The sequence below is a fragment of the Streptomyces sp. NPDC047525 genome, assembly GCF_040643025.1.
In the GTDB taxonomy this organism is placed as follows: domain Bacteria; phylum Actinomycetota; class Actinomycetes; order Streptomycetales; family Streptomycetaceae; genus Streptomyces; species Streptomyces durmitorensis.
Genome location: NZ_JBEYTL010000003.1, coordinates 707,889 through 733,913 on the forward strand (window position 1 = coordinate 707,889; position 26,025 = coordinate 733,913).

General features: G+C 68.9%; 23 protein-coding genes. 15 read left to right on the forward strand and 8 right to left on the reverse strand.

What is annotated here, in order from left to right; genetic code table 11:
- Positions 1-30: 30 nt before the first annotated feature.
- From ABZ833_RS12055 to ABZ833_RS12080, 6 genes are all read right to left on the reverse strand, one after another.
- Positions 31-1,317: a wax ester/triacylglycerol synthase domain-containing protein gene (locus ABZ833_RS12055; protein ID WP_361044575.1), complete on the reverse strand. Its 1,287-nt coding sequence runs from the start codon at positions 1,315-1,317 to the stop codon at positions 31-33.
- 70 nt (positions 1,318-1,387) lie between these two features.
- Positions 1,388-1,642, reverse strand: a complete 255-nt coding sequence (locus ABZ833_RS12060) for an acyl-CoA carboxylase subunit epsilon (protein WP_361044577.1) — start codon at positions 1,640-1,642, stop codon at positions 1,388-1,390.
- Positions 1,639-3,183, reverse strand: a complete 1,545-nt coding sequence (locus tag ABZ833_RS12065) for an acyl-CoA carboxylase subunit beta (protein WP_361044579.1) — start codon at positions 3,181-3,183, stop codon at positions 1,639-1,641. Before ABZ833_RS12065 ends, ABZ833_RS12060 begins: the two co-directional genes overlap by 4 nt.
- A gap of 138 nt (positions 3,184-3,321) precedes the next feature.
- Positions 3,322-3,591, reverse strand: a complete 270-nt coding sequence (locus tag ABZ833_RS12070; RefSeq protein ID WP_361044582.1) for a LuxR C-terminal-related transcriptional regulator — start codon at positions 3,589-3,591, stop codon at positions 3,322-3,324.
- Between the two features lie 384 nt (positions 3,592-3,975).
- Positions 3,976-4,794: an IclR family transcriptional regulator C-terminal domain-containing protein gene (locus tag ABZ833_RS12075; RefSeq protein WP_361044584.1), complete on the reverse strand. Its 819-nt coding sequence runs from the start codon at positions 4,792-4,794 to the stop codon at positions 3,976-3,978.
- A 217-nt stretch (positions 4,795-5,011) separates the two neighbouring features.
- Positions 5,012-5,656: a helix-turn-helix domain-containing protein gene (locus ABZ833_RS12080; RefSeq protein WP_361044586.1), complete on the reverse strand. Its 645-nt coding sequence runs from the start codon at positions 5,654-5,656 to the stop codon at positions 5,012-5,014.
- A gap of 84 nt (positions 5,657-5,740) precedes the next feature.
- Here ABZ833_RS12080 and ABZ833_RS12085 point away from each other — a divergent pair, with 84 nt between their 5' ends.
- The 13 genes from ABZ833_RS12085 to ABZ833_RS12145 all read left to right on the forward strand — a co-directional run bounded on the left by ABZ833_RS12085 (position 5,741) and on the right by ABZ833_RS12145 (position 21,215).
- Positions 5,741-6,952, forward strand: a complete 1,212-nt coding sequence (locus ABZ833_RS12085; protein WP_361044588.1) for a pyridoxal phosphate-dependent aminotransferase — start codon at positions 5,741-5,743, stop codon at positions 6,950-6,952.
- Positions 6,952-7,584, forward strand: a complete 633-nt coding sequence (locus ABZ833_RS12090; RefSeq protein WP_361044591.1) for a C39 family peptidase — start codon at positions 6,952-6,954, stop codon at positions 7,582-7,584. Before ABZ833_RS12085 ends, ABZ833_RS12090 begins: the two co-directional genes overlap by 1 nt.
- A gap of 59 nt (positions 7,585-7,643) precedes the next feature.
- Positions 7,644-8,846 carry an FAD-dependent monooxygenase gene (locus ABZ833_RS12095; RefSeq protein WP_361044594.1) on the forward strand — a complete coding sequence of 401 codons (1,203 nt, stop codon included), beginning with the start codon at positions 7,644-7,646 and terminating at the stop codon, positions 8,844-8,846.
- Positions 8,847-8,926: 80 nt separating this feature from the next.
- Complete coding sequence (locus ABZ833_RS12100) at positions 8,927-10,228, forward strand: VWA domain-containing protein (RefSeq protein WP_361044597.1); 1,302 nt, start codon at positions 8,927-8,929, stop codon at positions 10,226-10,228.
- Complete coding sequence (locus tag ABZ833_RS12105; RefSeq protein ID WP_361044599.1) at positions 10,228-11,019, forward strand: hypothetical protein; 792 nt, start codon at positions 10,228-10,230, stop codon at positions 11,017-11,019. The genes ABZ833_RS12100 and ABZ833_RS12105 overlap by 1 nt, the downstream gene beginning before the upstream one ends.
- Before the next feature lie 608 nt (positions 11,020-11,627).
- Positions 11,628-16,118, forward strand: a complete 4,491-nt coding sequence (locus ABZ833_RS12110; protein WP_361044601.1) for a DUF6531 domain-containing protein — start codon at positions 11,628-11,630, stop codon at positions 16,116-16,118.
- Positions 16,118-16,612 carry a hypothetical protein gene (locus ABZ833_RS12115; RefSeq protein ID WP_361044603.1) on the forward strand — a complete coding sequence of 165 codons (495 nt, stop codon included), beginning with the start codon at positions 16,118-16,120 and terminating at the stop codon, positions 16,610-16,612. The genes ABZ833_RS12110 and ABZ833_RS12115 overlap by 1 nt, the downstream gene beginning before the upstream one ends.
- 209 nt (positions 16,613-16,821) lie before the next feature.
- Positions 16,822-17,415 carry a histidine phosphatase family protein gene (locus tag ABZ833_RS12120; protein WP_361044605.1) on the forward strand — a complete coding sequence of 198 codons (594 nt, stop codon included), beginning with the start codon at positions 16,822-16,824 and terminating at the stop codon, positions 17,413-17,415.
- Positions 17,416-17,468: 53 nt separating this feature from the next.
- Positions 17,469-18,053 (forward strand): TerD family protein, encoded by a 585-nt coding sequence (locus ABZ833_RS12125; protein ID WP_249586897.1) that lies wholly within the window; start codon positions 17,469-17,471, stop codon positions 18,051-18,053.
- A gap of 114 nt (positions 18,054-18,167) precedes the next feature.
- Positions 18,168-19,073 carry a TIGR03619 family F420-dependent LLM class oxidoreductase gene (locus ABZ833_RS12130; RefSeq protein ID WP_361044608.1) on the forward strand — a complete coding sequence of 302 codons (906 nt, stop codon included), beginning with the start codon at positions 18,168-18,170 and terminating at the stop codon, positions 19,071-19,073.
- 99 nt (positions 19,074-19,172) lie between these two features.
- The gene (locus ABZ833_RS12135) at positions 19,173-19,826 is read left to right on the forward strand and encodes a hypothetical protein (protein WP_361044611.1); all 654 of its coding nucleotides are present in this window, start codon (positions 19,173-19,175) and stop codon (positions 19,824-19,826) included.
- A gap of 42 nt (positions 19,827-19,868) precedes the next feature.
- Entirely contained in the window at positions 19,869-20,291 is a 423-nt protein-coding gene (locus ABZ833_RS12140; RefSeq protein WP_361044613.1) for an acyl-CoA thioesterase, read from the forward strand.
- A 111-nt stretch (positions 20,292-20,402) separates the two neighbouring features.
- Positions 20,403-21,215 (forward strand): SAM-dependent methyltransferase, encoded by an 813-nt coding sequence (locus ABZ833_RS12145; RefSeq protein WP_361044615.1) that lies wholly within the window; start codon positions 20,403-20,405, stop codon positions 21,213-21,215.
- Between the two features lie 115 nt (positions 21,216-21,330).
- On the opposite strand, the gene ABZ833_RS12150 is transcribed toward ABZ833_RS12145, so the two are convergent.
- Positions 21,331-21,726 carry a helix-turn-helix domain-containing protein gene (locus ABZ833_RS12150; protein ID WP_361044618.1) on the reverse strand — a complete coding sequence of 132 codons (396 nt, stop codon included), beginning with the start codon at positions 21,724-21,726 and terminating at the stop codon, positions 21,331-21,333.
- 90 nt (positions 21,727-21,816) lie between these two features.
- Here ABZ833_RS12150 and ABZ833_RS12155 point away from each other — a divergent pair, with 90 nt between their 5' ends.
- On the forward strand, positions 21,817-23,310 hold the full coding sequence (locus ABZ833_RS12155; protein ID WP_361044620.1) for an MFS transporter: 1,494 nt from the start codon (positions 21,817-21,819) through the stop codon (positions 23,308-23,310).
- Positions 23,311-23,411: 101 nt separating this feature from the next.
- Positions 23,412-24,344: a hypothetical protein gene (locus ABZ833_RS12160; RefSeq protein ID WP_361044622.1), complete on the forward strand. Its 933-nt coding sequence runs from the start codon at positions 23,412-23,414 to the stop codon at positions 24,342-24,344.
- A 155-nt stretch (positions 24,345-24,499) separates the two neighbouring features.
- On the opposite strand, the gene proP is transcribed toward ABZ833_RS12160, so the two are convergent.
- Positions 24,500-25,969: a glycine betaine/L-proline transporter ProP gene (proP, locus tag ABZ833_RS12165; RefSeq protein ID WP_361044624.1), complete on the reverse strand. Its 1,470-nt coding sequence runs from the start codon at positions 25,967-25,969 to the stop codon at positions 24,500-24,502.
- Positions 25,970-26,025: the final 56 nt, after the last annotated feature.

Here is a 26,025-nt window from a genome sequence, read left to right on the forward strand (position 1 = left end):
AAGAGTGGGTGGCTGGTGGGGGAAGGCCGTTCAGGCGGCCGGAACTGCGTCCATCGAGTCGAGCTCGTCGAGGGCCTCGCGCCAGAGCGCTGCCAGCCGCTGGGCGCCCGGCAGCCTGCGGTCGTACAGGAAACTCACCTGCACCCGGGATCCGCAGGACAGCAGCGTCACCGACAGGGCGTTGCCCGGCAGGAGCACACCGAGCGGTACGGCGTCCACGACCGGGTCGTCGCGGAAGGAAAGACAGGCGGGAAGCGCGTAGTTGGAGGCGTACAGCGGTGACGAGCGAGGGCTGAGCAGACGCCTGACCGTCCAGCGGATCAGGGCCTTGGGCAGCAGGGCGACCAGGGCCCTGCTGGCAGGACGCAGACCGTTGGACCGCATCCGCTGGGTGCTGCAGACGAGCTGCGCGAACGCCTCGGCGGGCGGCACGCTCTGGCAGGGCAGGGTGACCACGGTCGTCGTGAGGTGGTTGCCGACGGCGCCCTCCTCGCCCTCGTGCCGGGTGCTCAGCGGCATGCGGACCGGTACGGGCGACGTGCGGAACACCGAGCGCAGGTCGTGGTGCCCGTCGCCCGTCGCGCTCCAGGCGGACAGCGCGCCCCACAGCGCCATGAGGAAGGCGTCGTTGACCGTGCCGCCGAACCCCCTGCCCAGCTCGCTCAGTTCACGCCGGGTCGCGCTCGTGCTGCACATGGCCAGGTGCTCCGGAGCGGGGGACTGGGCCCTGGGCCAGAGCCTGCCGGGCACGAGACCGCGCGTCATTCCGGCGCCCACGCTGAGCGCACCCTGCAGCAGCTCGCGGGGTCCGGCGGTGAACAGCGGTCCGGTGCGCCCGTCCCGCTCCCCCGCCTTCGGAGTGCGTCCCGGTTGCGGGGTGCCGAACAGGACGGCGGCGACGTGGGCCGCCCCCATCCCGTCCTCGAGGCCGTGGTGGACCCGGTAGCAGACGGCGTACTCGTCGTCGGAGTAGCCGTGCACGAGGTGGATCGTCCACAGGGGGCCGCTCTCGCACAGCGGCCGGCGCACCATAGCCGTGAGCACCTCGTCCAGCGGGGTGCCGGCCGGGAGCCTCATCTGCTGTACGTGGTCACGCAGGTCGAAGCGGGAGCTGGGGGCACGGAACCCGCCACGGCCGCCCGTCACCGCCCGGTGGGTGAGCCGGGGCAGGCCGGGCAGCCGCTCCGCCAGGTGGCCGTGGAGCTGCTCCAGCGAGGGGGCCTGTCCGCGGAAGCGCAGGAACTGCCCTTGGACCAGGCCGATGTCCTGGTCCATGTCCAGGAAGACCTCGTCGATCGGGTTGAGTGGATGTTTCACTATCCGCTCCCAGTCGAGTGTGTGGGGGAATCCGGCGTCGGTACGGCGGCTCACGCCGTGACTCGGAAGGTCATGCCGTGGCGCGGGCGCGGCCTGCGGGGCCCGGCCGGTGTCTGCCGGCGGAGCGCCAGGAGCCGGCGGGACGCGTACGGCTGCTGCCCTCCCAGCGGGCGTGCGCGGGGTCCGGCACGGGCGGTGCGGGCACGTCCGCCTGTTGGGCCGTCTGTCGGGCCACAGCCCTCAGGACGGCGGTGACGGCGGCGAGTTCGAGGTCGTCGGGGCGTCCTCGTACCACCGTGAGCGCGGTGTTCCGTGTGCCCGTCATGCGGGCGGGTTGCCGTGCTTGCGCGACGGCAGGTCGACGTCCTTGGCATCCAGGACACGCAGCGCCCCGATGAGGGACGAGCGGGTCAGCGCGGGGTCTATGACGTCGTCGACGAGTCCGCGTTCCGCGGCGTAGTAAGGGTGCATCAGCTCTGTCCTGTACTCCTTGACCAGCTGGGTCCGGGTCGCCTCCGGGTCGTCGGAGGCGGCGATCTCCCGGCGGAAGACGACGTTCGCTGCGCCCTCGGCGCCCATCACCGCGATCTCGTTCGTCGGCCAGGCGTACGTCAGGTCGGCGCCGATGGACTGGGAGTCCATGACGATGTACGCCCCGCCGTAGGCCTTGCGCAGCACGAGGGAGACGCGCGGCACGGTGGCGTTGCAGTACGCGTAGAGGAGCTTCGCGCCGTGCCGGATGATGCCGTTGTGCTCCTGGTCCACGCCGGGCAGGAACCCCGGCACGTCGACGAGGGTGACCAGCGGAATGTTGAACGCGTCGCAGGTGGTGATGAACCGGGCGGCCTTCTCCGAGGCGTGGATGTCCAGGGCGCCCGCCAGTTGCGACGGCTGGTTGGCGATCACGCCGACGGGCCGCCCGTCCATCCGGGCGAGGGCGCAGACGATGTTGCCCGCCCAGCCCGCGTGCGTCTCCAGGAGTTCACCGTCGTCGACGATCTCCTGGATCACCGCGCGCATGTCGTAGGGCCGGTTCCCCTCGGCGGGGACCAGATCGGCGAGCGCGTCGGTCCGGCGGTCGGCGGGGTCGTCCGTTTCCTGGGACGGCGGCATCTCCCGGTTGTTGGAGGGCAGCAGCGACAGCAGGTAGCGCACTTCCTCCAGGCATTCGGCCTCGTCGTCGTAGACGAACGCGGCGACGCCGGAGACCGTGCCGTGGACGTCGGCGCCGCCCAGGCCGTTCTGCGTGATCTCCTCCCCCGTCACCGCCTGGACCACGTCGGGTCCTGTGATGAACATCTGGGAGGTGTCGCGGACCATGAAGACGAAGTCGGTCAGGGCGGGCGAGTAGGCGGCGCCGCCGGCGCAGGGGCCGAGCATCACCGAGATCTGCGGGATGACACCGGAGGCCCTGGTGTTGCGCCGGAAGATGCCGCCGTACCCGGCGAGCGCGGAGACGCCCTCCTGGATACGGGCCCCCGCGCCGTCGTTGAGCGACACCAGCGGGGCACCCGCCTTGACGGCCATGTCCATGATCTTGTGGATCTTCGTGGCGTGCGCCTCACCGAGGGAGCCGCCGAAGATGCGGAAGTCGTGGGCGTAGGCGAAGACGGTGCGTCCGTGGACCGTTCCCCAGCCGGTGACGACTCCGTCGGTGTGGGGCCTGCGGTTCTCCAGACCGAAGCCGGTGGCCCGGTGTCGGCGCAACTGCTCGATCTCGGTGAACGACCCCTCGTCGAAGAGGAGTTCCAGACGTTCACGGACGGTCAGCTTGCCCCGGGCGTGCTGCTGCTCGGTGGCGTGCGCGCCGGGCCCTTCTTCGGCGGCGAGGCGGATGGCGCGCAGGGTGGCGGTCTTGGTCGGCATGGGCGTGTCCTTTCTCCGTCACCACGAAGGGGGAGAGCAGCGATTCCGCGAAGAACCGGGGTTTGCGCGGGGCGCGTCTCCGGAGAGTCTGGAGAAAAGCCGGGCCCATGGCCTCGCGCTTTTCCTTCCAGAGAAAAACTATCCGGCTTTCTTTCGGCGGGGAACTGCACTTTGGTACAGGCGCCGACCGGAGAAGGCTACAAGCCCTGCTTGTAATCTGGATTCAACGTCCAATTTACTCAGCACCTGCGCCACATGAAACTTGACCGTGCGCTCGGCGATGCCGAGTCGGCGCGCGATGCTGCGGTTGGAATAGCCCTCACCCAGCAGCTGGAACACTTCTGCCTCACGCGCGGAGAGCAGCGGAACTCTCCTCAACTCGGCTTGCCACGCGTTCCGTTCACTCATGGCCTGCCCACCCGATGGCTGTTCACCACGGTCCTCGCGGACGGGACCAGCACCTCCCGCCCCGTCTTGCGACGCGTGCGGACGGACAGCGACTGCGCGGACCAAGGCAACCCCCCTGACGGCGAATCCGGAACACGAGTACTCCGGCTTTCCACTTCCCGAGTATTGGCCACCGGCACCTCGGTTTGTCAAGAAAGGCCATCCCTCTCCCGCAGGGTGAGAATGCGAGCGAGGCGAATCCCGGCACGTGAGAAACGGCGGCCGTTTCTCACGTGCCGAGATACGAATATCTCGTGAACGCCACGCCACCCGCGGGACAACCGCCCGGCTATTTGTTTCGGCGGGATGACGCGGGAGTTTCGGCGATCATAAGCAGCGCCGTAATCAGAAGGAGCTGGGAGTCTGCGCCGACCAGGCGCCGCCCCCTGTCTCGGTGAACACGTCGGCGGCCTCCTTCATGGCCATCAGAACGCCGACCGGCCACTGCGGCATGGCGTCCTTGGGCTTGAGCACCGCGACGGAGCCCATGATGAGCCCGTCCCAGCGGACCGGCGCGGCAAGTCCGTTCCAGCCGGCGGCGCACTCCTCCGAGTCGGTGGCCACGCCCTGCTCGCGCACGGCCTTGAGGGAGGCGAGCAGGGCGCCCTCGTCCCGGAACACCCCCGGGCCCGCCTCCACGGGAGGCGGCTCGGCAAGGACACCCTCCTGGATGACCTCCGGCAGGTGGGCGAGGATCGCCCGCCCGCAGGCGCCCGTACGCAACGACTGAAAGACCGTCAGGAGGGCACGCCGACTGATGCCGAGCTCCGCCAGGTCGGAGTCGCCGACGGCCATGTCCAGGCACTGTTTCCTGGCCCCGCCGAAGGGGGCGAGGCCGAAGAGGAACACCAGGCCCCCGTCGGTGGCCTTGCGCAGGCTCTCCAGTACCTCGTGCGTCACATCGATGTTGGGTGCGTGCGTGAGTGCTTTCAGACCCAGCCGCGCGGCACCGGGGCCGAGCCGGTACAGGCCGCGCCCCTCACGGACGAAGATGCCGTCGCGAATACCGGACTGCAGAATGCGATGAACCGTCGAGTCGTCGAGGCCGGTCGCCTCGGCCAATTCCCCGGGGCCGTGCACCTGCCCTTCGAGCTCGGTGAAGGCACTCTGGACCCGGAAGACCCGGACGGCGTGATTGCTTCCTTGACTACCGTTCTTGGCCATGTTCCCCGTTCCCCTGTTGGGGCGCCCTGGCTGACGCCACCGCCCACGCCAAAAGACGACATGGACCCTTACGACCCTAGTGCTGTGCGCCCGGGATGTTCGACTGGCTGATCATGAACACTGCGACACACGCGTTGGGACGTTCGGAGGAGACACACGGGACCAACCCGGCCTGGCCGGAACCCGGTTACAGGGGCGAACCCCGGTCACGGCGGACTCAGGACGCGCGCAGCGCCTTCGCGAGGACTCCCTCGCCCGTCAGCTCGATGCGGCCCGCCCGCACCCCTTCCCCCACCGTGAGGACGCCCCCGCTCACCGCCACGCATGTCCCGGCGTCCATGACGATGCGGGCATCCGGTTCCGCGAGCGCCCCGCCCTCTCCGTAGGACTCACCCGCGCCCCCGACCCGTAGGTGGAACTCCCCTTCGTCCAGGCGCACTTCCAGCACGCCCTCGGCCCCGAGCCCCGCCAGGGCACGCAGCAGCGGCAGCGCGAACCAGTGGGCGCGGACCGCGTCCGTCGGCGCGCGCTCCTGGAGGGCGGGCGCGCCCCAGGTCGCCAGCGCCTGGAGGACCGGGAGCAACTCGCGGCCCCGCTCGGTCAGTTCATAGACGTACGCCGCCGACGGCGGGGGCAGGCGGCGGCGCGTCGTCAGGCCCTCGCGCTCCATGTCCTTGAGCCGGGACGCCAGGACGTCCGTGCTCACGCCCGGCAGATCGGCGTGCAGGTCGGTGTAGCGGCGGGGGCCGACCAGGAGTTCCCGGACGATCAGCAGGGTCCAGCGGTCACCCACGGCGTCGAGGGCACGAGCGGCAGCGCAGTACTGGTCATAGCTTCGGCGGGGCCTGGGTGCAGGTGGCATGCGACTCAGTCTATGCAAGTTGTTGGACTTTCCAAGCTCCAGCTTGGTAAAACCAAGTAACTCACGTCACGGGAGGCACAGCGCATGGAGTTCCGGCAGTCCAGCAAGCTCAGCGAGGTCTGTTACGAGATCCGGGGTCCGGTCATCGAGCACGCCAACGCCCTGGAGGAGGCGGGCCACAGCGTCCTGCGCCTGAACACCGGCAATCCCGCGCTCTTCGGCTTCGAGGCGCCCGAGGAGATCGTCCAGGACATGATCCGGATGCTGCCCCAGGCGCACGGCTACACGGACTCGCGCGGCATCCTCTCGGCCCGCCGCGCCGTCGCCCAGCGCTATCAGGCGCTCGGCCTCGACGAGGTCTCCGTGGACGACGTCTTCCTCGGCAACGGCGTCTCCGAGCTGGTCACCATGGCCGTCCAGGCCCTCCTTGAGGACGGCGACGAAGTCCTCATCCCCGCGCCGGACTTCCCCCTGTGGACCGCGGTCACGACCCTCTCCGGAGGCAAGGCCGTCCACTACGTGTGCGACGAGTCCGCGGACTGGTACCCGGACCTGGACGACATGGCGTCGAAGATCACCGACCGCACGAAGGCCGTCGTGATCATCAACCCGAACAACCCCACGGGCGCCGTGTATCCGAAGGAGGTCCTGGAAGGCATCCTCGACCTCGCACGCCGCCACGGCCTGATGGTCTTCGCCGACGAGATCTACGACCAGATCCTGTACGACGACGCCGTGCACCACAGCGTCGCGGCCCTCGCCCCCGACCTCGTCGTGCTGACCTTCTGCGGCCTGTCGAAGACGTACCGCGTCGCGGGCTTCCGCTCCGGCTGGCTGGTCGTCACGGGCCCGCAGCAGCACGCGAAGAGCTATCTGGAGGGGCTGACCATGCTCGCCTCCATGCGTCTGTGCCCGAACGCCCCCGCCCAGTACGCCATCCAGGCCGCGCTCGGCGGCCGGCAGTCCATCCATGAGCTCACCGCCCCGGGCGGCAGGCTGCACGAGCAGCGCGACATGGCGTGGCGGAAGCTGAACGAGATCCCCGGCGTCTCGTGCGTGAAGCCGAAGGGCGCCCTCTACGCGTTCGCGCGCCTGGACCCCAAGGTCCACCCCATCCACGACGACGAGAAGTTCGTCCTCGACCTGCTCCTCCAGGAGAAGATCCAGGTCGTCCAGGGCACAGGCTTCAACTGGCCGCGCCCCGACCACTTCCGCATCCTGACCCTCCCTTACGCTGACGACCTCGACGCGGCGATCAGCCGCATCGGCCGCTTCCTGAGCGGATACCGCCAGTGATGGCACGAGATGCCGGGGGCCGTGTGTCGCTCTGTTCCGCCTGCCAGGTCCCCTCCCACACGCAGTTCGCCTCGCCCGACCTCGTCGAGCGCATCGTGTACGGCGAGCTCGACCGCGCGGCCGACCCCGCCTGGGCCGATTCGGGCGCCGTCACCCTCGACGACTACGCGCGCTGGTGCGGCCATCTGTGCGGCCTGACGTGCCTGCGGATGGCGCTCGGCCCGTCCGCGCCCTCGCTCTTCGAGCTGCGGGACGGCGCGCTGAAGTACGGCGCGTACACGGAGGACGCCGACGGCACGATCCACGGGCTCATCTACGCCCCGTTCGCCGAGTACGTGCGCGACGTGCACGGCGTCAACGCCACGGTGCACCGGCACCTCACGGTGACGGAGATCACCGCACTGCTCGACGAGGGCCGCTCGGTGATGGTCTCGGTGCACTACGAGATCCGCCGCCCGAACCGGCCCTCTCCCGGCCGTGGCGGCCACCTGGTGCTGGTCACCGGGCGTTCCGCGGACGGGGGTCTGCACCTGCACAACCCGTCCGGGATCGACGCGGGGACGCGGATGGCGGACATGTCACTTTCGGACTTCGAACCGTTCTTCGCCGGACGCGGGGTCTCCCTGCGCTGACAGAGGGTCATTCTTCCTGCCAGGATGGCGCGATGATGCGTGGAGGCAGGGTCGCCATCGTGGGTGGGAGCATCGCCGGATGCGCCGCCGCACTCGCCGCGTACCGCGGTGGCGCCGATGAGATCACGGTGTACGAACGGGCCGCGGGTCACCTCGCCGACCGCGGTGTCGGGCTCGCGGTGCACAACTCCCGTTACGCGGAGCTGGACTCCGCCGGGTATCTGGACGCGGACATGCCGTGGGTGCAGCTGGAGCGGCGCCGCTGGTATGTGCGGGACGGGTCGGCGGCCGGGCCCCTCGGTCACGAGATCGGGGCGATGGCGTTCCCTTTCCGTACGTACAACTGGGGCCCTCTGTGGCGTGAGTTGCGCGGCCGCGTGCCCGACTCCGTGGCCTTCCGGTCGGGTGTGGCGGTGGAGCAGGTGCGCACGGGCGGCGAGGAGGCCGAGGTGGACACCGCCGAAGGCACCGAGCGCGTCGACCTCGTGATCGGCGCCGACGGCTACCGCTCGGTGGTCCGCGCGGCGGCGTTCGCCGGTGTGCGTCCCGCGTACGCCGGTTATCTCGCCTGGCGCGGCGCCTTCCCCGCGGACCGGCTCGCGGACCCGGAGCTGTGGGCGGAGGAGGACTGCGTGTACGTCGTCTTCCCCGGCGGCCACGCCATCGTCTACCGCATCCCGGACGGCGTCGGCGGCCACCGCGTCAACTGGGTCCTGTACACGGCACCGCCGCCGGACCTCGACCTGGGGCTCGGCCTCGACCTGCGGCTCACCGCCCCGACCAGCCTGCCGCCCGGCGGTCTCACGGAGGCCCTCTCCTCTCATCTCACCTATGTGTGCGACGAGTTGCTGCCGCCCTACTGGGGCTACCTCGTCCGTACGACCACCCCTGACGAACTCTTCCTCCAGCCGATGTACGACTACACGGCCCCCCGCTACACCACGGGCCGGGTGCTCCTGATGGGCGACGCCGCCACCGTGGCCCGGCCGCACACCGGGGCGGGCGCGGTCAAGGCGCTGCAGGACGCGACGGTCCTGGAGTCCGCCTTCGCCACGGCCACGACCTGGCCGGACGCCCTCGACACGTACGACACCGACCGCACGGTCGCCGGTGCCGCGATGGTCGACCTCGGGCGGCGCCTCGGTCACTCGCTCGTCGAGGAGACGCCGCCGTGGCGGTCGATGGACCAGACGGCGCTGGAGACATGGTGGAAGCAGGCCGACGGGGGCGGGGCGTTCGGGGGGCGTGCGCTGAGGCGGTGACCGGCGGCGGCCGCGGCGGGTGAGGGCTGATACCCACCTGCCGGTTTGGGTATGCACGGCAAGATCAATAAGATCCGGCGATGATCACAAGACAACGGCTGGCGGCCGGGGCCTTCGCCCTGCTCGCCGCCTTGACCGCCGGACTCGGCACGGCGGGTTCCGCCGCCGCCGACGCGGACGAACCGGCACAGCCCTCCCCCAAGGTCGAGCTCGTCCTCGACGTCAGCGGTTCGATGCGGGCCCGCGACATCGACGGCAAGTCCCGGATGGCGGCGGCGAAGCAGGCGTTCAACGAGGTGCTCGACGCCACACCGGACGAAGTCCAGCTCGGCATACGCACGTTGGGCGCCAACTACCGGGGCGACGACCGCAAGACGGGCTGCAAGGACACCGAGCTCCTCTACCCGGTCGCGGAGCTCGACCGCGCCGGACGCACCGACGCGAAGACCGCGGTGGCCACGCTCGCGCCCACCGGCTGGACGCCGATCGGCCCGACCCTCCTCAAGGCCGCGGACGACCTCAAGGACGACAACGCCGAGCGCAGCCGCCGCATCGTCCTCATCTCCGACGGCGAGGACACCTGCCAGCCGCTCGACCCCTGCGAGGTGGCCCGCAAGATCGCCGCCGAGGGCATCCACCTCACGGTCGACACGCTCGGCCTGGTGCCGGACGCCAAGACCCGCGACCAGCTGAGCTGCATCGCGGAGGCCACCGGCGGGACGTACACGTCGGTGCGGCACACCGATGAACTCTCCGGCCGCGTCAAGCAGTTGGTCGACCGTGCGGCCGACCCCGTCGCCACCCCGGTGGCCGCCGAGGGCGCCGCCCAGTGCTCCGACGCACCGAAGCTGAACGCGGGCGTCTACACCGACCGGGAGAAGTTCGGCGAGCACCGCTGGTACCGCGTCGACGTCAAGCCCGGCCAGGAGCTGCGCGCTTCCGTCAGCGTCGGCGCCGACCGCGCGGTGAACCAGGACTACGGAGTGCTGCTGCGGGCCTCGACCGCGCACGGACGCGAGATCGTGCGCGGCTCCGAGGCGGGTGACGGGCGTACGGACGTGATCTCGACCGGCCTGCGCTACCCGAAGCCGGAGGGTGACGACGACGAGGAGACGGACGAGGGCGAGCCCGCCCCCGAGACCGTGTGTCTCCAGGTCAGCAACTCCTTCTCGGCGCCCGCCTCCGTCAAGACGACTCCGGGCCTGCCCGTCGAGCTGGCCGTCGACCTGGTGGACGCGCCCGACGAGGCGTCGGACGTGGCGTCCTTCGGCCTGGGCAACGGCTGGTGGCTGCTCGGCGCGCTGATCCTCACCGGCTTCCTCGCCGGTCTGGTCTGGGGCTGGGTCTCTCGCTGGCGCCTCGCGGTCTGGAGGACCAACTGATGCGTACGACACGTGTGTTGAGCAGGGCCGGCGTGCTGGCCGGTGCGGCACTGCTGACCCTGGCCGGGACGGCGGCCACGGCCTTCGCCGACAGCGCCGACGGTGAGAACAAGTCCGCCGCGCCGACGGAGGCCGGTACGTCCTTCCGTACGGCGACGGCGATCCAGCCGGACCAGGAGGCGACGGCGGAGGCATCCACCGGCGACTACCTGTACTGGTCGTTCCCGGCGGACGCCGGACAGCGCGCCACCGTGCACGCAACGGTGAAGCTGCCGGAGGGCGCCGCCCGGCACGGCGAATCCACCTGGCAGGTAGACGTGTACGACGGACTGCGGCGCCACCAGGCGTGCCGGTTCGGCGCACAGACCAGGACGGCGGCGCAGGACGCCGCCACGGTCGAACTGTCCTGCACGCTGCGCACCGTGCGCGGCTGGGCCGAGCCCTGGTCCAACGACCCGCTGCCCGGCACGTACTACGCACGCCTGACGGTCACCGACCTCAAGGCGGACGACCTCGGCCTGCCGATGCAGGCCTCGGCAGAGGTCACGTCGACCGAAGCGGGCGGCGCCCAGGCGGTGGACGGCGCCCTCGCGAAGCCCTTGGTGCCGGGGGTCGGCACCAAGACGGAGGCGGCGTCCAGTGAGCCCGAGGACGGCTGGTCCTCCGGCTGGTGGTCGTCCCGCTGGCTGTGGACGGCGGCCGGTGGCGTGCTCGGCGCCCTCGCGGGCATCGGAGGCTACTGCCTGACGCGCGGCTCGGGCCGCCCGGCGCGCGTACCTGCGGGGATCTAGCGGGGATCTAGTCTCGGTGGTGGCCGGACCGGGCCTTCCGGTCCGGCCACCACCGAGACAGAACAGGATTCCGTTCGCCACGTCGTCTTCGCTGCCTTGACCAATGAGAGGCTTTCTCCCCATGCCTCAGAACAACAGTGCGAGCGGTCGGCCTTGCGATTGCTTGGCGGCGACGGCATGAGCAGGACCTGCGCCACGTACAGATTCCGCCGACTCGGCATCAGAGGTTCAGAAGAGCCACACGGTGCATGCGACGAGCCGCACAGCCCGCTCCCCCTGCGCACCAGCGCATCTTACTGAGACGTTCGCATTTGAAATGTCGTCGGCCTGTTCACATGGTGATGTCTGAGTTGCACACCTTGGGTGCGCAGCGTGTCGGTCACACCGTGGTCCCGACCCCGCGCTTGAGAAACGCCTCATGAAACCATCTGCACCGAATGCCGTACCAGCTAAGGCCTCCGTCACCCGGGAGATCTACTGGGAAGGCACCGGCGGATCCAGGGGAGACGCCCCGGACCGCACCTTCGAGACCGCCCAGGACTTGGAGATCCAAGAAATCCAGTCCATCAAGCAATGGACGACGATACGAACGTGACGGGGGTTACGACGTGGGGGGCAACCGCCCAGCAGACTGGCATGTCCTGGACCTGGACAAGGACCCGACTCCCGGCGATCCGGACCGGGTCCGGAACCTGGCCAAGAATCTGCACGACTTCGCCGACGACGTGTCCAAGGTGCTGCGCGACATCAAGGGGATGGCGGGCGAGGATGCCATCCTCACCTGGGCGGGCAAGACCGCTGAATCGTTCACCTCGGAGTTCGAGGATGCGCCCGGCAAGCTGAAGAAGCTCAAGAAGAGCTACGAGATGGCCGGCGACGCCCTCTCCACCTACTGGCCGGAGTTGGAGCGCGCCCAGGCCCTGGCGGACAAGGCCCTGGTCAAGGGCCGCGAAGCGCAAGGCGACTTGAGCAGCGCCCAGACCCGGCTGACCTCCGCGGACTCGTGGATGGACAAGGCGGGCAAGGAAGCCGACAAGTACAAGGACGACAAGGACTCCGGGAAAGACGTCCCCAAGCCGGACCCCGACAAGGTCAAGGCCGCCACCCGCAACGCCAACTCCGCCGAGAAGGCCCAGACGGCGGCCAAGTCGGATGTCTCCGCCGCGAAGTCCAACCTCGACGCCGCCAAGAAGATGGCCGAGGACGCGCGCAAGATGCGCGAGGACGCGGCAGGCACCGCGAAGAAGAAACTCGAAGACGCCTCCGACGCCGGTATCCAGAACCGCAAGTGGTGGGAGGAAGTCGGGGACTGGGTCACCGACAACTGGGACACCATCGTCGCCGTCTGCAAAGTCGTCGTCGCCGTCCTGGGCATCATCGCCATGATCATCGGCGGGCCGATCCTCGGCGCCATCGTCCTCATCGCCGCCCTCGTCGTCCTCGCCGACACCCTCAACAAATACGCCAACGGGGAAGCAGGGCTGCTCGATGTCGCCTTCGCTGCCCTGGACTGCATCCCCGGCATGAAGGGCCTCACCTCCCTCCGCGGCCTCGCCAAGGGCATGAAGGGCCTCAAGGCCGGGCTGAAGGGCCTGAAATCAGCCCGGAGCGCGATCGCGAAGGGGGCGAAGGGCACCTACAACCGTGTGAAGACCAAGATCAAGGGCCTTGGTGACCCAGTGGATGTGGCCACCGGGCAGATGTTCCTGGACGTAACCGACCTCACACTGCCCGGCACGCTCCCGTTGGTCTTCACTCGGCGCGTTGCGTCGGGCTACCGATCAGGCGGCTGGTTCGGGCCTACCTGGACGTCCACCATCGACCAACGCCTGGAGATCGACGAACAGGGCGTCGTGTTCGTTACCGATGACGGCATGCTGCTCGAGTATCCGCACCCACAGGGGCCGGATGCCCCAGTGCTGCCCGACTTCGGTCCGCGTTGGCCGCTGGAGCGCCTGGACGACGGTGGCTACCGCGTCACCGACCCGGTCACCGGGCACAGCCGCCACTTCGCCCTGCCCACTGACGATGTGGCGCAGCTGACCCGGATCTCAGACCGGAATCACAACACCATCGACTTCGACTACAACGCCGAAGGAGCCCCACAGGCGATCCGCCACTGCGGTGGCTATCACCTCGCCTTGACCATCACCGACGAGCGAGTGTCTGCACTGAGCCTTGTCGGCGGGGGTGAGGACCGCTCCGACGTCGTGATCAAGCGCTACAGCTATACCGACGGCCATCTGACTGCGGTCATCAACCCTTCGGGGTTGCCGATGCGGTTTGCCTACGACGAGCGCGGACGCATCACCTCTTGGGAAGACACCAACCACAGCCGATACAACTACAGCTATGACGAGCAGGACCGCTGCACCGGCCAGTGGGGAGTGGCAGGGCACCTGGCCAATACCTTCGTCTACGACATGGTCGACCCGGCGTGGCCAGACTGTCGTGTCACAGAGCTCACCACTGCCGAGGGAGCAACCTCCCGTTTCGCCATCGATGACCGAAGCCTGGTCGTCGCCGAGGTCGATCCTCTGGGCGGCACGCTGACCACGGTTTACGACGCCCACCAGCACGTCGTCGCGACAACGGATCAACTCGGGCACACCACAACGCTGGCGAACAACGCGTTGGGACAGCCGATCGAGGTGACTCGTCCCGATGGAGCAGTCGTCCGCGTGACATACAACGACCTGAACTTGGCTACCGTCATCGACCTGCCCGATGGCACTTCATGGCGGCACACCTATGACGACCGCGGCAACTGCACCATCACCTCAGATCCGGCCGGCATCACCTCCAGCACCGCGTACACCTCGGCTGGCCACCCCCTGAGGATCACTGATGAACTGGGGCACGTCACCACTGTGCGTTGCGACACGGCGGGCCTGCCTCTGGAGGTCGCCGACCCGCTTGGCGGTACCACCGCCTGGGAACGTGACGTTTGGGGCAGACCCGTGGCTCATTGCGACGCGTTGGGGCACACCACCCGCCTGTCCTGGTCGGCGGATGGCCAACTCGTGCGGCGTACCACACCCGACGGCGCAACGGAGTCGTGGACGTATGACGGCGAGGGCAATTGCACCAGCCACACCGACCAACTGGGACAGATTTCTCGATCTGAGTACACACACTTCGATGCCTTGTCGGCACGCACAGGACCCGACGGGTCCCGCCACGAATTTGAATACGACGCCTCCCTGCGCCTCACTCAGGTCATCAACCCTCAGGGTCTGACGTGGAATTACGTCTACGATCTCGCAGGGCGCCTGTCCTGTGAGACAGATTTCGACGACTGCGAGACCATCTACGTCCACGACGAGGCCGGCCGCCTGACCTCACTGACGAACGCCCTCGGCCAGACCATTACATTCGAACGCGACGCGTTCGGCCGGACCATACGTAAGAACGCACACGGCCGGTTCACCACCTTCGCGTACGACCCGACAGGCCAGATCACAAAGGCCGCCAGCGCTGACAGCACCGTCACCTACATCCGGGACCGACGTGGCCGTGTGACAGCTGAGACGGTGAATGGCCGCGAACTTCGTTACACCTACGACGAAGCGGGCCGCCGCACCGAACGTGTCACACCGTCTGGTGCGACCAGTTCCTGGAAATACGATGCCGCAGGGCGAGTCACCCAGCTGGTTGCATCCGGCCGTGCCGTCGACTTCGAATACGACCCGGCCAGTCGTGAACTCGCCCGCCACATAGGTGACTTCTCCATGGTGAGTACATTCGACGAAACGGACCGCCTGACCGGACAATTGCTATCAACCCGAGGCGCCCAAGCTCCTTTCCAGTCCCGCGCTTACACCTATCGCGCCGACGGCCATCTGACAGGTATCGACGACCAACTGTCCGGTCCGCGCCGATTTGATCTCACAGCGGAGGGGCGTGTCACGGCGGTCCACGCCGCAAAGTGGACAGAGACGTACGACTACGACACAGCAGGCAACCAGCAATCCGCTTCATGGCCCGTCGAACACCCTGGCCATGAAGCCGCCGGCGCCCGCGCCTATACCGGCACCCACATCACTCGAGCCGGGCGTGTCCGCTACGAGCACGACGCCCTGGGCCGCATCACCCTCCGCCAGAAGACCCGTGTGTCGCGCAAGCCGGACACCTGGCGCTATGAGTGGGACGTGGAAGACCGTCTCACCTCAGTCGTCACTCCCGATGGGACTTGCTGGCGCTACGCATACGACCCGCTCGGCCGACGCACTGCCAAGTTCCGGATGGCCGCGGACGGCGAAAGCGCCCTGGAACGCGTGGACTTCACGTGGGACGGTTCGACTCTCTGCGAACAGACGACGATCACAGCTGAGTTGCCGGAACCCGTCACACTTACCTGGGACCACAATGGGCTCCAGCCCATCGCACAGACCGAGCGGATCACAGCGTCAGACGCTCGACAGGAGGAGATCGACGCCCGCTTCTTTGCGATCGTCACCGACCTCGTCGGCACACCGAGCGAACTTGTCGATGAGCAGGGTGAAATCGCCTGGCACACACGCAGCACCGTCTGGGGCACAACAGCTTGGAACAGCGACGCAGCGGCGTACACCCCCCTCCGCTTTCCCGGTCAGTACTACGACCCTGAGACGGGACTCCACTACAACTACTTCCGCCACTACGACCCCGAGACAGCTCGCTACCTGACACCGGACCCGCTCGGTCTGGAAGCCGCGCCAAACCCTGTTACCTACGTCAGCAACCCACATACGTGGGTTGACCCGCTCGGGCTCGCCCCCTACAACATCCACGCGTCGGTGGCCTATCAAGACTGGGGAAACAAGGGTGCGCACATCCATATCAAGAACAATGAGGTACAGATCTTCCCCGATGACAAGGGAGGGATCGGCGGCAGACCCATCAGGCTTAAGCACGGCACGGCCAGTGACCGCGAGGTGCAGAAGGTCTTGGACGAGATTCATTCGAACCGATCCCTACGGGATGACATCATCGCGAAGGCCACATCTGCGCGTAACAGCATGAACAAGGGCGAATTCGGGATGAGTCAGAATCGCGCAGCTGAAATGCATTTCATCATCAAGAATCTCGAAAAGATGAACAAGGCGGAGGGTGGCTGATGTCCGACGTTGATTTCTATGTCGGGGCAACGTTGCAGAACGAGATCCTTGGCGTTCCGCTCGGCGCATCACCGGAGGATTGGGAAGCGAGCCTCGGCGGTGATTTTCTGGACGACGTCCGGAAGTCGCGAATGCGCAGGGATTACGGCCTGGTTGAAGTGGCGTTCGTCAAACGTGACGGCGTCTGGGAATCGATGACGGCCTCGCTTCAGATCCACCGCATGGCACGCGGTCTCGAAGACATCGTCCCGCCGCCGCTGACGCATACCTATGGAGCATTCGCCGAGCTCATGCCGTTCGATCTGTTCCATGAGGTGTTGCAGGGCCAGGGAGGCAGCCTCGAAGAGGTCGCGGATCCCTCCACCGGGGGGTTTCGTCAGTTCCGGGAACCCCTGACCGGGAGTTGCTTGTACGTGACTGACGAGTCCTCACCCGGCGGCATGCAGCCAGGTTCTCTCTGGTCGATCGTCCTGTCCCGTGGCGGCAATCCGTAGCTCTCTCCACACTCCGTGCGCGACTTGTCGAGGCGCGCCAGAGGCACCGCCTCGCGAGTGACGAATGGAGGCGTAGCGTATGAAATATTGTGAAATTGGAGCAGGATCAGGAGCCATGATCACCGAAACGCGCTTTCCCACCAGTGCCCGCAGAGCAGGCTGCTGCCCTGCCCTGAGTCCTGCCTCCACGGTTCAGGAAGTTGCGCACCATGGGTGACCTGCTCCTCGTCCGGCACGGCGAGACCGAGTGGTCCATGACCGGGCAGCACACCAGCTGGACGGACATCCCGCTCACCGACAACGGCAGGGAGCAGGCGCGGGGGCTCGCGCCGCTGGTCGGGAGGTTCCGGATCGGCGCCGCGTTCGTGAGCCCCCGGGAGCGGGCACGGGACACCGCGGAGTTGGCGGGGTTCCCGGACGCCCGGGTGGATCCCGATCTGGGCGAGTGGGACTACGGGGCGTACGAAGGGGTCACGACGGTGGAGATCCACCGCACACGCCCCGACTGGTTTCTGTTCACGGACGGAGTGGCTCCCGGCCCCGCCGAGCACCCGGGTGAGACTCCGGAGCAGGTCGGCGAGCGGGCCGACCGGATGCTGGCCAAGGTCGACGCGGCTCTGGCCAACTACGAGGCCAGCGTGGTCCTCTTCGCCCACTCCCACTTCCTGCGGGTGCTCACGGCCCGGCGCCTCGGACTGCCGGTCTCGGGCGGGGCGTTGTTCCAGTTGGCGACGGGGACGGTCTGCCGCCTCAGCACGGAGCACGGGCGCCCGGTGGTGGCGAGCTGGAACATTCGCCCGTAAAACCAGGCACACTCTGTCCCATATAGCTCTCTCACCACCAAGAAGGATCGCGAATGATCACGCTCAAGAAGGAAGACGGACCGGCTGATCTCGGCGGAGTGACCCGTCTGTCCATAGGTGTGTCCTGGGACCCCACCGTCGGCAGCAGCGGTGGACTCATGGGGAAGCTCCGCCAGAAGGCCGGTACCGACCTCGACCTGATCGCCATCGCGATGTCCGGGGCCGACCCGGTGCGCCTCGCCGGTCTCGACTCGCTCGACCCGCTGGGCAACGGCTCGCTGGTGCACAGCGGCGACAACCAGACCGGCAAGGGTGACGGCGACGACGAGACGGTGACCGTCGAGTTCGAGCGCGTGCCGGACAACATCACGTCCATCGTGTTCGTCGCCGCCGCGTACAAGAAGCGCAGCGCCTTCCAGAACGCGCGCAACATCAGCTTCAAGGTGTACGACGCTACGGGCGGCAGCACCCAGCAGGTCGCCGACATCTGGCCGAGCCTGCTCACCAACGACAACGGCTGCGCCGTGGCCAAGGCGATCCGGGACGGTGCGACCTGGAAGCTCGAGGTCATCAACGAGACCGGGAAGATCAAGCAGGGCGACGAGCAGGCCCTGATGCGCTTCGCCATGAGCAAGTAGCGGACGTCCGGGCCGACCGGTATCGCCGGTCGGCCCGGTCGATGTCAGGACCCGCCCGGTCGATGTCAGGGGCCGGTTCGACACACACCCCGAAGATCATCAAGACTTGCGGCCATGCGATACGGCGTGAATCTCCTCAACTTCGGCTCCGGCACCACCCCCGACTCCCTCGTCCGCCAGGCGACCGACGCCCGCGACATCGGGTTCGGCTTTGCGATGATCTCCGACCACATAACGGTCACCCCCGACGTGCACGCGGTCTATCCGGCCCCGTTCTACGACCAGTTCGTGCTCGCCGCACATCTCGCGGGCCGCGTACCGGGGCTGCGGCTCGGCACGACGATCACCGTGATCCCCTACCGCCACCCGCTCCAGACCGCCCGCCTTGCCGCCAACATCGACCAGCTCAACGAAGCCGGGTTCATCCTCGGCGCCGGTGTCGGCTGGTCCCGCGCCGAGTACGAGGCGCTCGGCGTCCCGTTCGAGGAGCGCGGCGCCATCACGGACGAGTACCTCACCGCGATCCGCGCCGCATGGGCCGAGGAGACGACCTCCTTCCAGGGCCGGTACGTCTCCTACGAAGACATCCGCAACGCCCCCGCCCCTGCGACGCCCCTGCCCGTCTGGGTCGGCGGCAACTCCCCCGCCGCCCAGCGCCGCGCGGCCCGCCTCGGCGAGGGCTGGCACCCGTTCATGCCGACGCTCGAAGCCGTGCGGACGGCGCTGCCCCGGATCGCCGCCGAGGCCGACGCCGCCGGGCGCCCCGTGCCGGACCTCGTGCCCCGCCTCCAGCTCCGGCTCACCCCGCAGCCGGACACCGCGGAGCGTCCCCTCGGGCACGGCAGCGTCGACCAGCTCCGCGCCGACCTGGAAGCGCTGGCCGAGCTCGGGGCCACGGACGTCCTGCTCGACACCTACCCCGGTACGCCCGACGAGCGCGGCACCGCCGACGACGACCGGCGCACGCTGGAGCTCGTCGCCGAGAAGGTCGTCGACCTCGCCACGGGAACAGTTCGCTGAGCCGGCAGACGGCGGACAGCTGAGGTCCTGCGGCCGTTGTCAGTGGCACGAGGCACTATCGGAACCAGGCGGAAGAGGACCTGGGGAAGTGGTGGGCTCATGACGAAGCCTCCGACGGCCGCTCAGCGGCGGATCATCGAGGCCGCGGACCCGGCGACGGGCCGTCTCACCGGGAGCGAGGCGCAGCTGGCGGGGCTCGTGCGCCACCGCCTCGCCTTCCGGCACCCCCGTCCGCCGCACGCCTATTTCCTGACGCCCACGGGCCATCGCGTGCGGGAAGGCACGGAGAGCGGCCCCACCGCCGAGGACCCCGGCCCGCCCCCGGCCGCCGCCCCCGCTCCCTCCGGCCTCTTCGCCGCCCGCACCGGCACCGAACCGATGCCGCCGTCGGGATCCGAAGGCCCGGCCCGCGCACGCGACGTACGCAGCGCCTGGGAAGGGCTCCTGGAGATGCGCCGCATGACCAATCCGGACGGCGCGCGGGACCGCCCCTGCGCCTGGGAGCGGACGCATCTGGTGCAGGCCGCCGCGCTTGCCCTGGAGGCGGCGGGCTGCCCGCCGGGGCCTGACGGCTATCGGGTGGGCGAGACCCCGCAGCCCGAGGCCGTCGCCGTGCGCGTGGCGGCGCCGGAGGAGCTGCGGGCGTGCGCGAGCGCGCTGGAGGCCGCGGGATGGCAGGTCAGCGAACATGCCGAGCGGCCCCGCGGGGTGCGCTATCTCCTCGCCTCGCCCCGGAGGGGCCAGAGACACTGAGCGCCGAAGAAGTGACCGTGTCGAACCGTTGAAGGGAATGCCGTGGCAGAGCCGTTTTCCGTGAGCATCAGCGTCCGTGGGTACGAGACGGACTCGCAGGGCCATCTCAACCAGGCCGTCTATCTGCAGTACGCCGAGCACGCCCGCTGGTCGGTGCTGCGCGCGGCAGGCATCGAGCAGGCCGACCTGCTCGCCAAGGGGGTGGGCCCGGTCGCCCTGGAGAACACCATCCGCTACTTCAGCGAACTGCGCGCGGGTGACGAGGTGGAGGTGACCTGCGTCTTCGTGTGGGGCGAGCGCAAGACGTTCCGCATCGAGCAGTCGATCACCAAGACGGACGGCACCAAGGCCGCCGAGCTGCACTCCATCGGCGGCCTCCTGGATCTCGACGCACGGCAGATGGTGGCGGATCCGCGCGAGTACTTCAGGGCGCTGGCCGACGATCCGAAGGTGATCGGCCTCTGACCCACCTCTCACCGTTGAGCCCCGTTTCCGGGGATCGGGAACTAGATTGGCGGGTGATCGTTCTTTCAAGTACCCAGCAGGAGCAGGACCGCTCACCCACAGGAGGCCCCCGTGTCGGACCGTGACCCCCAAGCCGACGCCGCCGAGGACATACGCGCGCGCATCGACACCACGACACCGCACTCCGCGCGCTTCTGGAACTACTTCGTGGGCGGCAAGGACAACTACGAGAAGGACCGCGAACTAGGCGACCACATCAAGGAGATCCACCCCGGCCTGGTCGACGTGGCGCGCCTGAGCCGCAACTTCCTCGGCCGCGCGGTCCGGCACCTGGTGACGAAGCAGGGCATCCGCCAGTTCCTGGACATCGGCACGGGCCTGCCGACCGCCGACAACACGCACGAGGTCGCCCAGCGCGCGGCCCCGGACTCCCGGATCGTGTACGTCGACAACGACCCGCTCGTCCTGGCCCACGCCCGCGCGCTGCTCACCAGCACGCCCGAGGGCGAGACCGCGTACATCGACGCCGATCTCTACGACCCCGAGGCGATCCTGCGGGCGGCGAGCGCGACCCTGGACCTCTCCCGGCCGGTCGCCCTGATGATCCTCAACACCCTTGGCCACGTGGGCGATTACGCGCAGGGACGCGACCTCGTGTCCCGGCTCATGGCGGGTCTGCCGTCCGGCAGCTATCTGGTGATCAGTGACAGCACCGCCACCAGCGACGGCATGATCGCGGCGTCGAACGCGTACAACAAGAGCGGCGCCATCCCGTACCACGTGCGCAGCGTCGAGGAGATCGCCGGCTTCTTCGACGGCCTGGATCTTGTGGATCCCGGTGTCGCCCAAGTCACCCGCTGGCGCCCCGAATCCGAGGACACGACGCCCGTCGACGCGTATGGAGCGGTGGCCCGCAAGCCCTAGCTTCCGCTGGGCCCCCGCTGGACTTCCGCTGAAGACGCGGTGATCGATCCGCGGTGATCGATCCGCGGGCCGGTGGGGGCTTGTCGCGCAGTTCCCCGCGCCCCTTACCGGGCGCTCACGCGTCCACAAGCCCCCGCCGCTCGTCGTAGTCCGCCCGCGACTGCGCGATCGTCACCCGGTGCCGCTCCGCCCACCCCGTCAGGGTCAGCAGCGTGCCGTGCAGTTCCTGTGCGACCGGCGTCAGTTCATACTCGACCTTCGGCGGCACCGTCGGAAACACCGTGCGCGTGAGCAGGCCGTCGCGCTCCAGGTTCCGCAGGGTCAGGGTCAGCATGCGGCGGCTGATGCCCTCGATGCTGCGCTCCAGTTCGGTGAAGCGGATGGGCCCGTGGGCCGCCGCGACCAGGATCGGGATGCTCCACTTCCCCACCACCCTGTCAAGAACTTCGCGCAGCGGGCACGCCTGCGCGTTCACCACCTGCGCCGTAACACCGGTGTTCCCTTGGGACATCGAAGTTCCTCCTTCTCGCGGCCTCCATGGTCACGCACGATGAGCCCCGTTACAAGTCGTGCACCTATGCAGTTCATGGAGGTTTTCGTCGTGTCCGATGCCAGGGCTCAGGCCCCGTCCGCTTCACCACGTTCGCGCCGGGCTTCGCTCGCCGTGCTGTCGTCGGGCCTCCTGATGACGATCATCGACGGCAACATCGTGACCGTCGCGATGCCCGCCATCCAGAACGACCTCGGCTTCTCGGCGCCGGGCCTCGCCTGGGTCGTGAACGCCTACCTCATCGCCTTCGGCGGACTGCTGCTCCTCGCCGGACGGCTCGGCGATCTCATCGGCCGCAAGCGGATGTTCGTCTCGGGCCTCGCCGTGTTCACCGCGGCGTCCGTGCTGTGCGGGGTCGCCACCGACCAGGGCCTGCTGATCGCGGCACGCGCCGTGCAGGGCGTCGGCGGGGCGATGACATCAGCGGTCGTACTCGGCATGCTGGTGGCCCTCTTCCCCGAGCCGCGCGAACAGGCCAAGGCCATCGCGGTGTTCAGCGCGGTCGGCGCGGCGGGCGGTGCGATCGGCACGTTCCTGGGCGGCGCGCTCACCGAGACCCTCAACTGGCACTGGATCTTCCTGATCAACCTGCCGATCGGGGCCGTCGCACTCGTCGCCGCCGTACGCGTCCTGGCGAACGACCGCGGCACGGGCCTCGCCGGGGGCGCGGACTACCCGGGCGCCGTACTCATCACCGGCGCCCTGATGCTTACCGTCTACACGATCGTCGGCTCCGGCGAGCGCGGGACGCCCGCCACGCTCGCGCTCGCCGCCCTCTCCCTCGCCCTGTACGCCGCCTTCGCCGTCCGCCAGACCCGCACGGCCCGCCCCCTGCTGCGCCTGCGCGTCTTCCGCTCCCGCACGCTGACCGGCGCCAACGTCGTGCAGATCCTGATGATCGCGGGCATGTTCGGCTTCCAGTACATCGGTGCTCTCTACTTCCAACGGGTCCTGGGCTACGGCGAGTTGAAGACCGGGTTCGCGTTCCTGCCCGCCCCCGTCGCCATCGGCGTCCTGATGCTCGGCCTGTCCGCCCGGGTGATCGGGCGCTTCGGCCCGTACCGTTCGGTGCTCGCGGGCCTCGTCCTCATCACGGCGGGCCTCGCGCTCCTCGGCCGCCTGCCCGCCGACGGTTCGTACGCCGTCGACGTACTCCCCGCGATGCTGCTGCTCAGCGCCGGGTTCGCCGCGGCGATGCCCGCCGTGACGGGGCTCGCGATGGCCGGGGCGCGCGAGGAGGACGCGGGCCTCGCCTCCGGGCTCTTCAACACCACGCAGGTGGTGGGCGGTTCACTGGGTCTCGCCGTCCTGACCACGCTGGCGGCCAGCCGCACGGAGGGACTGCTCGCGGACGGCGGCCAGACCGTGGCGGCGACGGCCGACGGGTACCGGCTCGCCTTCTGGGTGGCCGCGGGCGTCGCGGCGGCGGGCATCGCCCTGGCGGCGACACTGCTCCGGCCGGAGCGCGGGACGACCGGCACCGTCACCCCCACCCAGGAGCAGGAGCCGGAGGAGAAGCAGGAGCCGGTGCGAATCGCCCCTTAGGCCAGTCCAGGTACCCCCCTTGCCTCACGGCGGCCGGACCACTACGGTCCGGCCAGCCGCGAATCTACGCGCGTCACGCACCGAGCGAGAGGCCCCTGACCATGCGTAAGACCGTCCTGACCGCAATTGCCGCCCTGGGCGCGGGAGTTGCCGTGGTGCTCAGCACCGGCCTGTCATCGGCGCAGCCGGAAGCCGGTTCATGGCAGCAGGTCGGGGCGGACGTGAAGTCCGGCATCAGCGGTCTCGCCGTCGCCTCGCGTTCGGGTGGCGCTCTGCACGCCCTCGTCGTACGCGACAACAAGCGGCCCGGCGACAACCGCATCGCCGACGTCGTCTACCGCCCCGGCCAGGCGGCCACCGTCACGCCGATCACCTGGCAGGGCGGCGCCGAGCCCATCGACCTGGAGGCACTCGACGCGGTGCCGGGCACGTCCGACGAGTACGTGGCCCTGGCCAGCCGCGGGCTCGCCTACCACCTCAAGCTGATCGACGCCGGTGAGGCCGTGCAGGTCCTTGACGTCGCACCGCTGCCCGAGATCGGCGCGGGCGACGACTTCGAGAGCTTCACCCTGACCTCGCGGCACGGCAAGACGGCCGCGGTCTGGGCGGACCGGGGTGCGGGCGCGGACCGCCCGGCGACGCTGTACGCGGCGCCGTTCTCGATCAACTCCTACGGTGAGTCGACGTTCGGCGCGGTGCGGAAGGCGACGTTCCGTGCGCCGTATCCGCGGGGAGACGTCCGCCACGCCTCGGACATCGAAGTGACCAAGTCGGGCCGTCTGCTGGTCAGTTCCGCCTCCGACGCCGGGGACGACGGGCCGTTCGACTCCGCCGTGAGCGACGCGGGCAGGCTCTCCGTCACCCCCGCGGGGAAGGTGCGGCTGTCCGTCGACAGGTCGCCCGAGCTCCTGGAGCGGTTCAAGGGCCACAAGATCGAGGCTGTGCACTGCGTCCCCGGCTCCGGTCTCGCGGCCCTCGGCACGGACGACGAGAACGCGGGCGGCTCCCTCAGCACGCGCCGTCTCTGCGACTGACCCCGGCGCCGCCCGCCCGCCGATGGAGGCGGGCCACCGCGCCACGCACTGCCTGGCCATGGACCCCGCCATGGCCAGGCAGACGCCCGGCGAGCTTCTTCTACCGCGACGGGAAACCGGTGAGCGCGTCCTGGAGGCCGGGCGCGGCTGAGGGGTCAGAGCCGCTGCGCCGCCACCAGTTCGCGCGCTTCCTCGTCCGTCGCGACCGACGGCGGGGAGCCTTCGAGGGGCTTGCGGGCCGTCTCCTTCATCGCGGCCACCGCGATGATGCCGATCAGGCCCGCGAGCATCGTGTAGAACGCGGGCATCAGGTCGTTGCCGGTCACGCCGATCAGACCCGCGACCACCAGCGGCGTCGTACCGCCGAAGAGCGAGACCGAGACGTTGAAGCCGATGGACAGCGAGCCGTAGCGGACGTCCGTGGGGAAGAGGGCCGGCAGCGACGAGGACATCGCGCCCAGGTAGCAGACGAGCGCGAGGCCGAGGATGAGCAGACCGGTGAAGACCGCCACCGTGCCGCCCTGCTTGATGAGGAGGAAGGCCGGGAGCGCGAGCACGAAGAAGCCGACCGAGCCCGCCATCAGGACCGGCTTGCGGCCGATGCGGTCGGAGAGACGGCCGACCGAGTTGATGAGCGCCATCAGGATCAGCATGACGACCACGATGGACATCAGGCCGCCGGTCTCGCCGAAGCCGAGCTGGGTCAGGTACGTCGGCATGTAGGACAGCAGCATGTAGTCGGTGATGTTGAACGCCGCCACCAGGGCGATGCAGAGCAGCATCGCGCGCCACTGGCCGAAGAAGGAGTCCTTGAAGGACTTCTTCTGGCGTTCGGCGGCCGGGCCGCTCTCCGCCTCCGCCATCTTCTGGAAGGCGGGCGACTCGTCGAGCTTCAGCCGCAGGTAGAGGCCGATGAGGCCGAGCGGCGCCGCCACCAGGAACGGGATGCGCCAGCCCCAGGACTGCATGGCGTCGTCGCTGAGCCACAGGGTCAGGGAGGTGACGAGGACCGCGGCGACGGTGTAGCCGATCAGAGTGCCGAACTCCAGGAAGGAGCCCCAGAATCCGCGGCGCTTGTCCGGCGCGTACTCGGCGATGAAGGTCGCCGCTCCGCCGTACTCGCCGCCCGTCGAGAAACCCTGCACCATGCGGCAGAGGACGAGGAGGACGGGGGCCCAGAAGCCGATGGTGGCGTAGCTGGGGATCAGGCCGATCGCCAGGGTCGCCGTCGACATCATGATCATGGTCAGCGCGAGGATCTTCTTGCGGCCGACCCGGTCACCCAGCGGCCCGAAGAACATGCCGCCGATGGGGCGCACCAGGAAGGCGGCGGCGAAGGTGGCGAGGGAGGAGAGCGTCTGCGCGGTGTCGTTGCCGGAGGGGAAGAACTCCTTGCCGATGATCACCGCGAGGTAGGCGTAGACGCCGAAGTCGTACCACTCCATGGCGTTGCCGAGGGCGGTCGCCTTCACCGCGCGCTTGACCTGGGCCTCTTCGGTGACGGTGATGTCCGACTGGCGCAGGCGCGGGTTCTTCCGGCGGTGGATCGCGCGGAAGAGCGCACGGTGCCTGGCTATCGCCTCCGGAGCGGGTGCTGGGGCTTCGGGTGCTTCGGGGGCGCTCACGGGGCAGTCACTCTCTCGGTCGGCGATGGGCGTGCGTCGATGCCCTGACCTGGGTG

Coding starts and splice junctions, on each gene's coding strand:
- ABZ833_RS12060 (WP_361044577.1), bottom strand. CDS start 1,642: ATGACGGGCACACGGAACACCGCGCTCACGGTGGTACGAGGACGCCCC.
- ABZ833_RS12065 (WP_361044579.1), bottom strand. CDS start 3,183: ATGCCGACCAAGACCGCCACCCTGCGCGCCATCCGCCTCGCCGCCGAA.
- ABZ833_RS12070 (WP_361044582.1), bottom strand. CDS start 3,591: ATGAGTGAACGGAACGCGTGGCAAGCCGAGTTGAGGAGAGTTCCGCTG.
- ABZ833_RS12075 (WP_361044584.1), bottom strand. CDS start 4,794: ATGGCCAAGAACGGTAGTCAAGGAAGCAATCACGCCGTCCGGGTCTTC.
- ABZ833_RS12080 (WP_361044586.1), bottom strand. CDS start 5,656: ATGCCACCTGCACCCAGGCCCCGCCGAAGCTATGACCAGTACTGCGCT.
- ABZ833_RS12085 (WP_361044588.1), top strand. CDS start 5,741: ATGGAGTTCCGGCAGTCCAGCAAGCTCAGCGAGGTCTGTTACGAGATC.
- ABZ833_RS12090 (WP_361044591.1), top strand. CDS start 6,952: ATGGCACGAGATGCCGGGGGCCGTGTGTCGCTCTGTTCCGCCTGCCAG.
- ABZ833_RS12100 (WP_361044597.1), top strand. CDS start 8,927: ATGATCACAAGACAACGGCTGGCGGCCGGGGCCTTCGCCCTGCTCGCC.
- ABZ833_RS12105 (WP_361044599.1), top strand. CDS start 10,228: ATGCGTACGACACGTGTGTTGAGCAGGGCCGGCGTGCTGGCCGGTGCG.
- ABZ833_RS12115 (WP_361044603.1), top strand. CDS start 16,118: ATGTCCGACGTTGATTTCTATGTCGGGGCAACGTTGCAGAACGAGATC.
- ABZ833_RS12120 (WP_361044605.1), top strand. CDS start 16,822: ATGGGTGACCTGCTCCTCGTCCGGCACGGCGAGACCGAGTGGTCCATG.
- ABZ833_RS12125 (WP_249586897.1), top strand. CDS start 17,469: ATGATCACGCTCAAGAAGGAAGACGGACCGGCTGATCTCGGCGGAGTG.
- ABZ833_RS12130 (WP_361044608.1), top strand. CDS start 18,168: ATGCGATACGGCGTGAATCTCCTCAACTTCGGCTCCGGCACCACCCCC.
- ABZ833_RS12135 (WP_361044611.1), top strand. CDS start 19,173: ATGACGAAGCCTCCGACGGCCGCTCAGCGGCGGATCATCGAGGCCGCG.
- ABZ833_RS12150 (WP_361044618.1), bottom strand. CDS start 21,726: ATGTCCCAAGGGAACACCGGTGTTACGGCGCAGGTGGTGAACGCGCAG.
- ABZ833_RS12160 (WP_361044622.1), top strand. CDS start 23,412: ATGCGTAAGACCGTCCTGACCGCAATTGCCGCCCTGGGCGCGGGAGTT.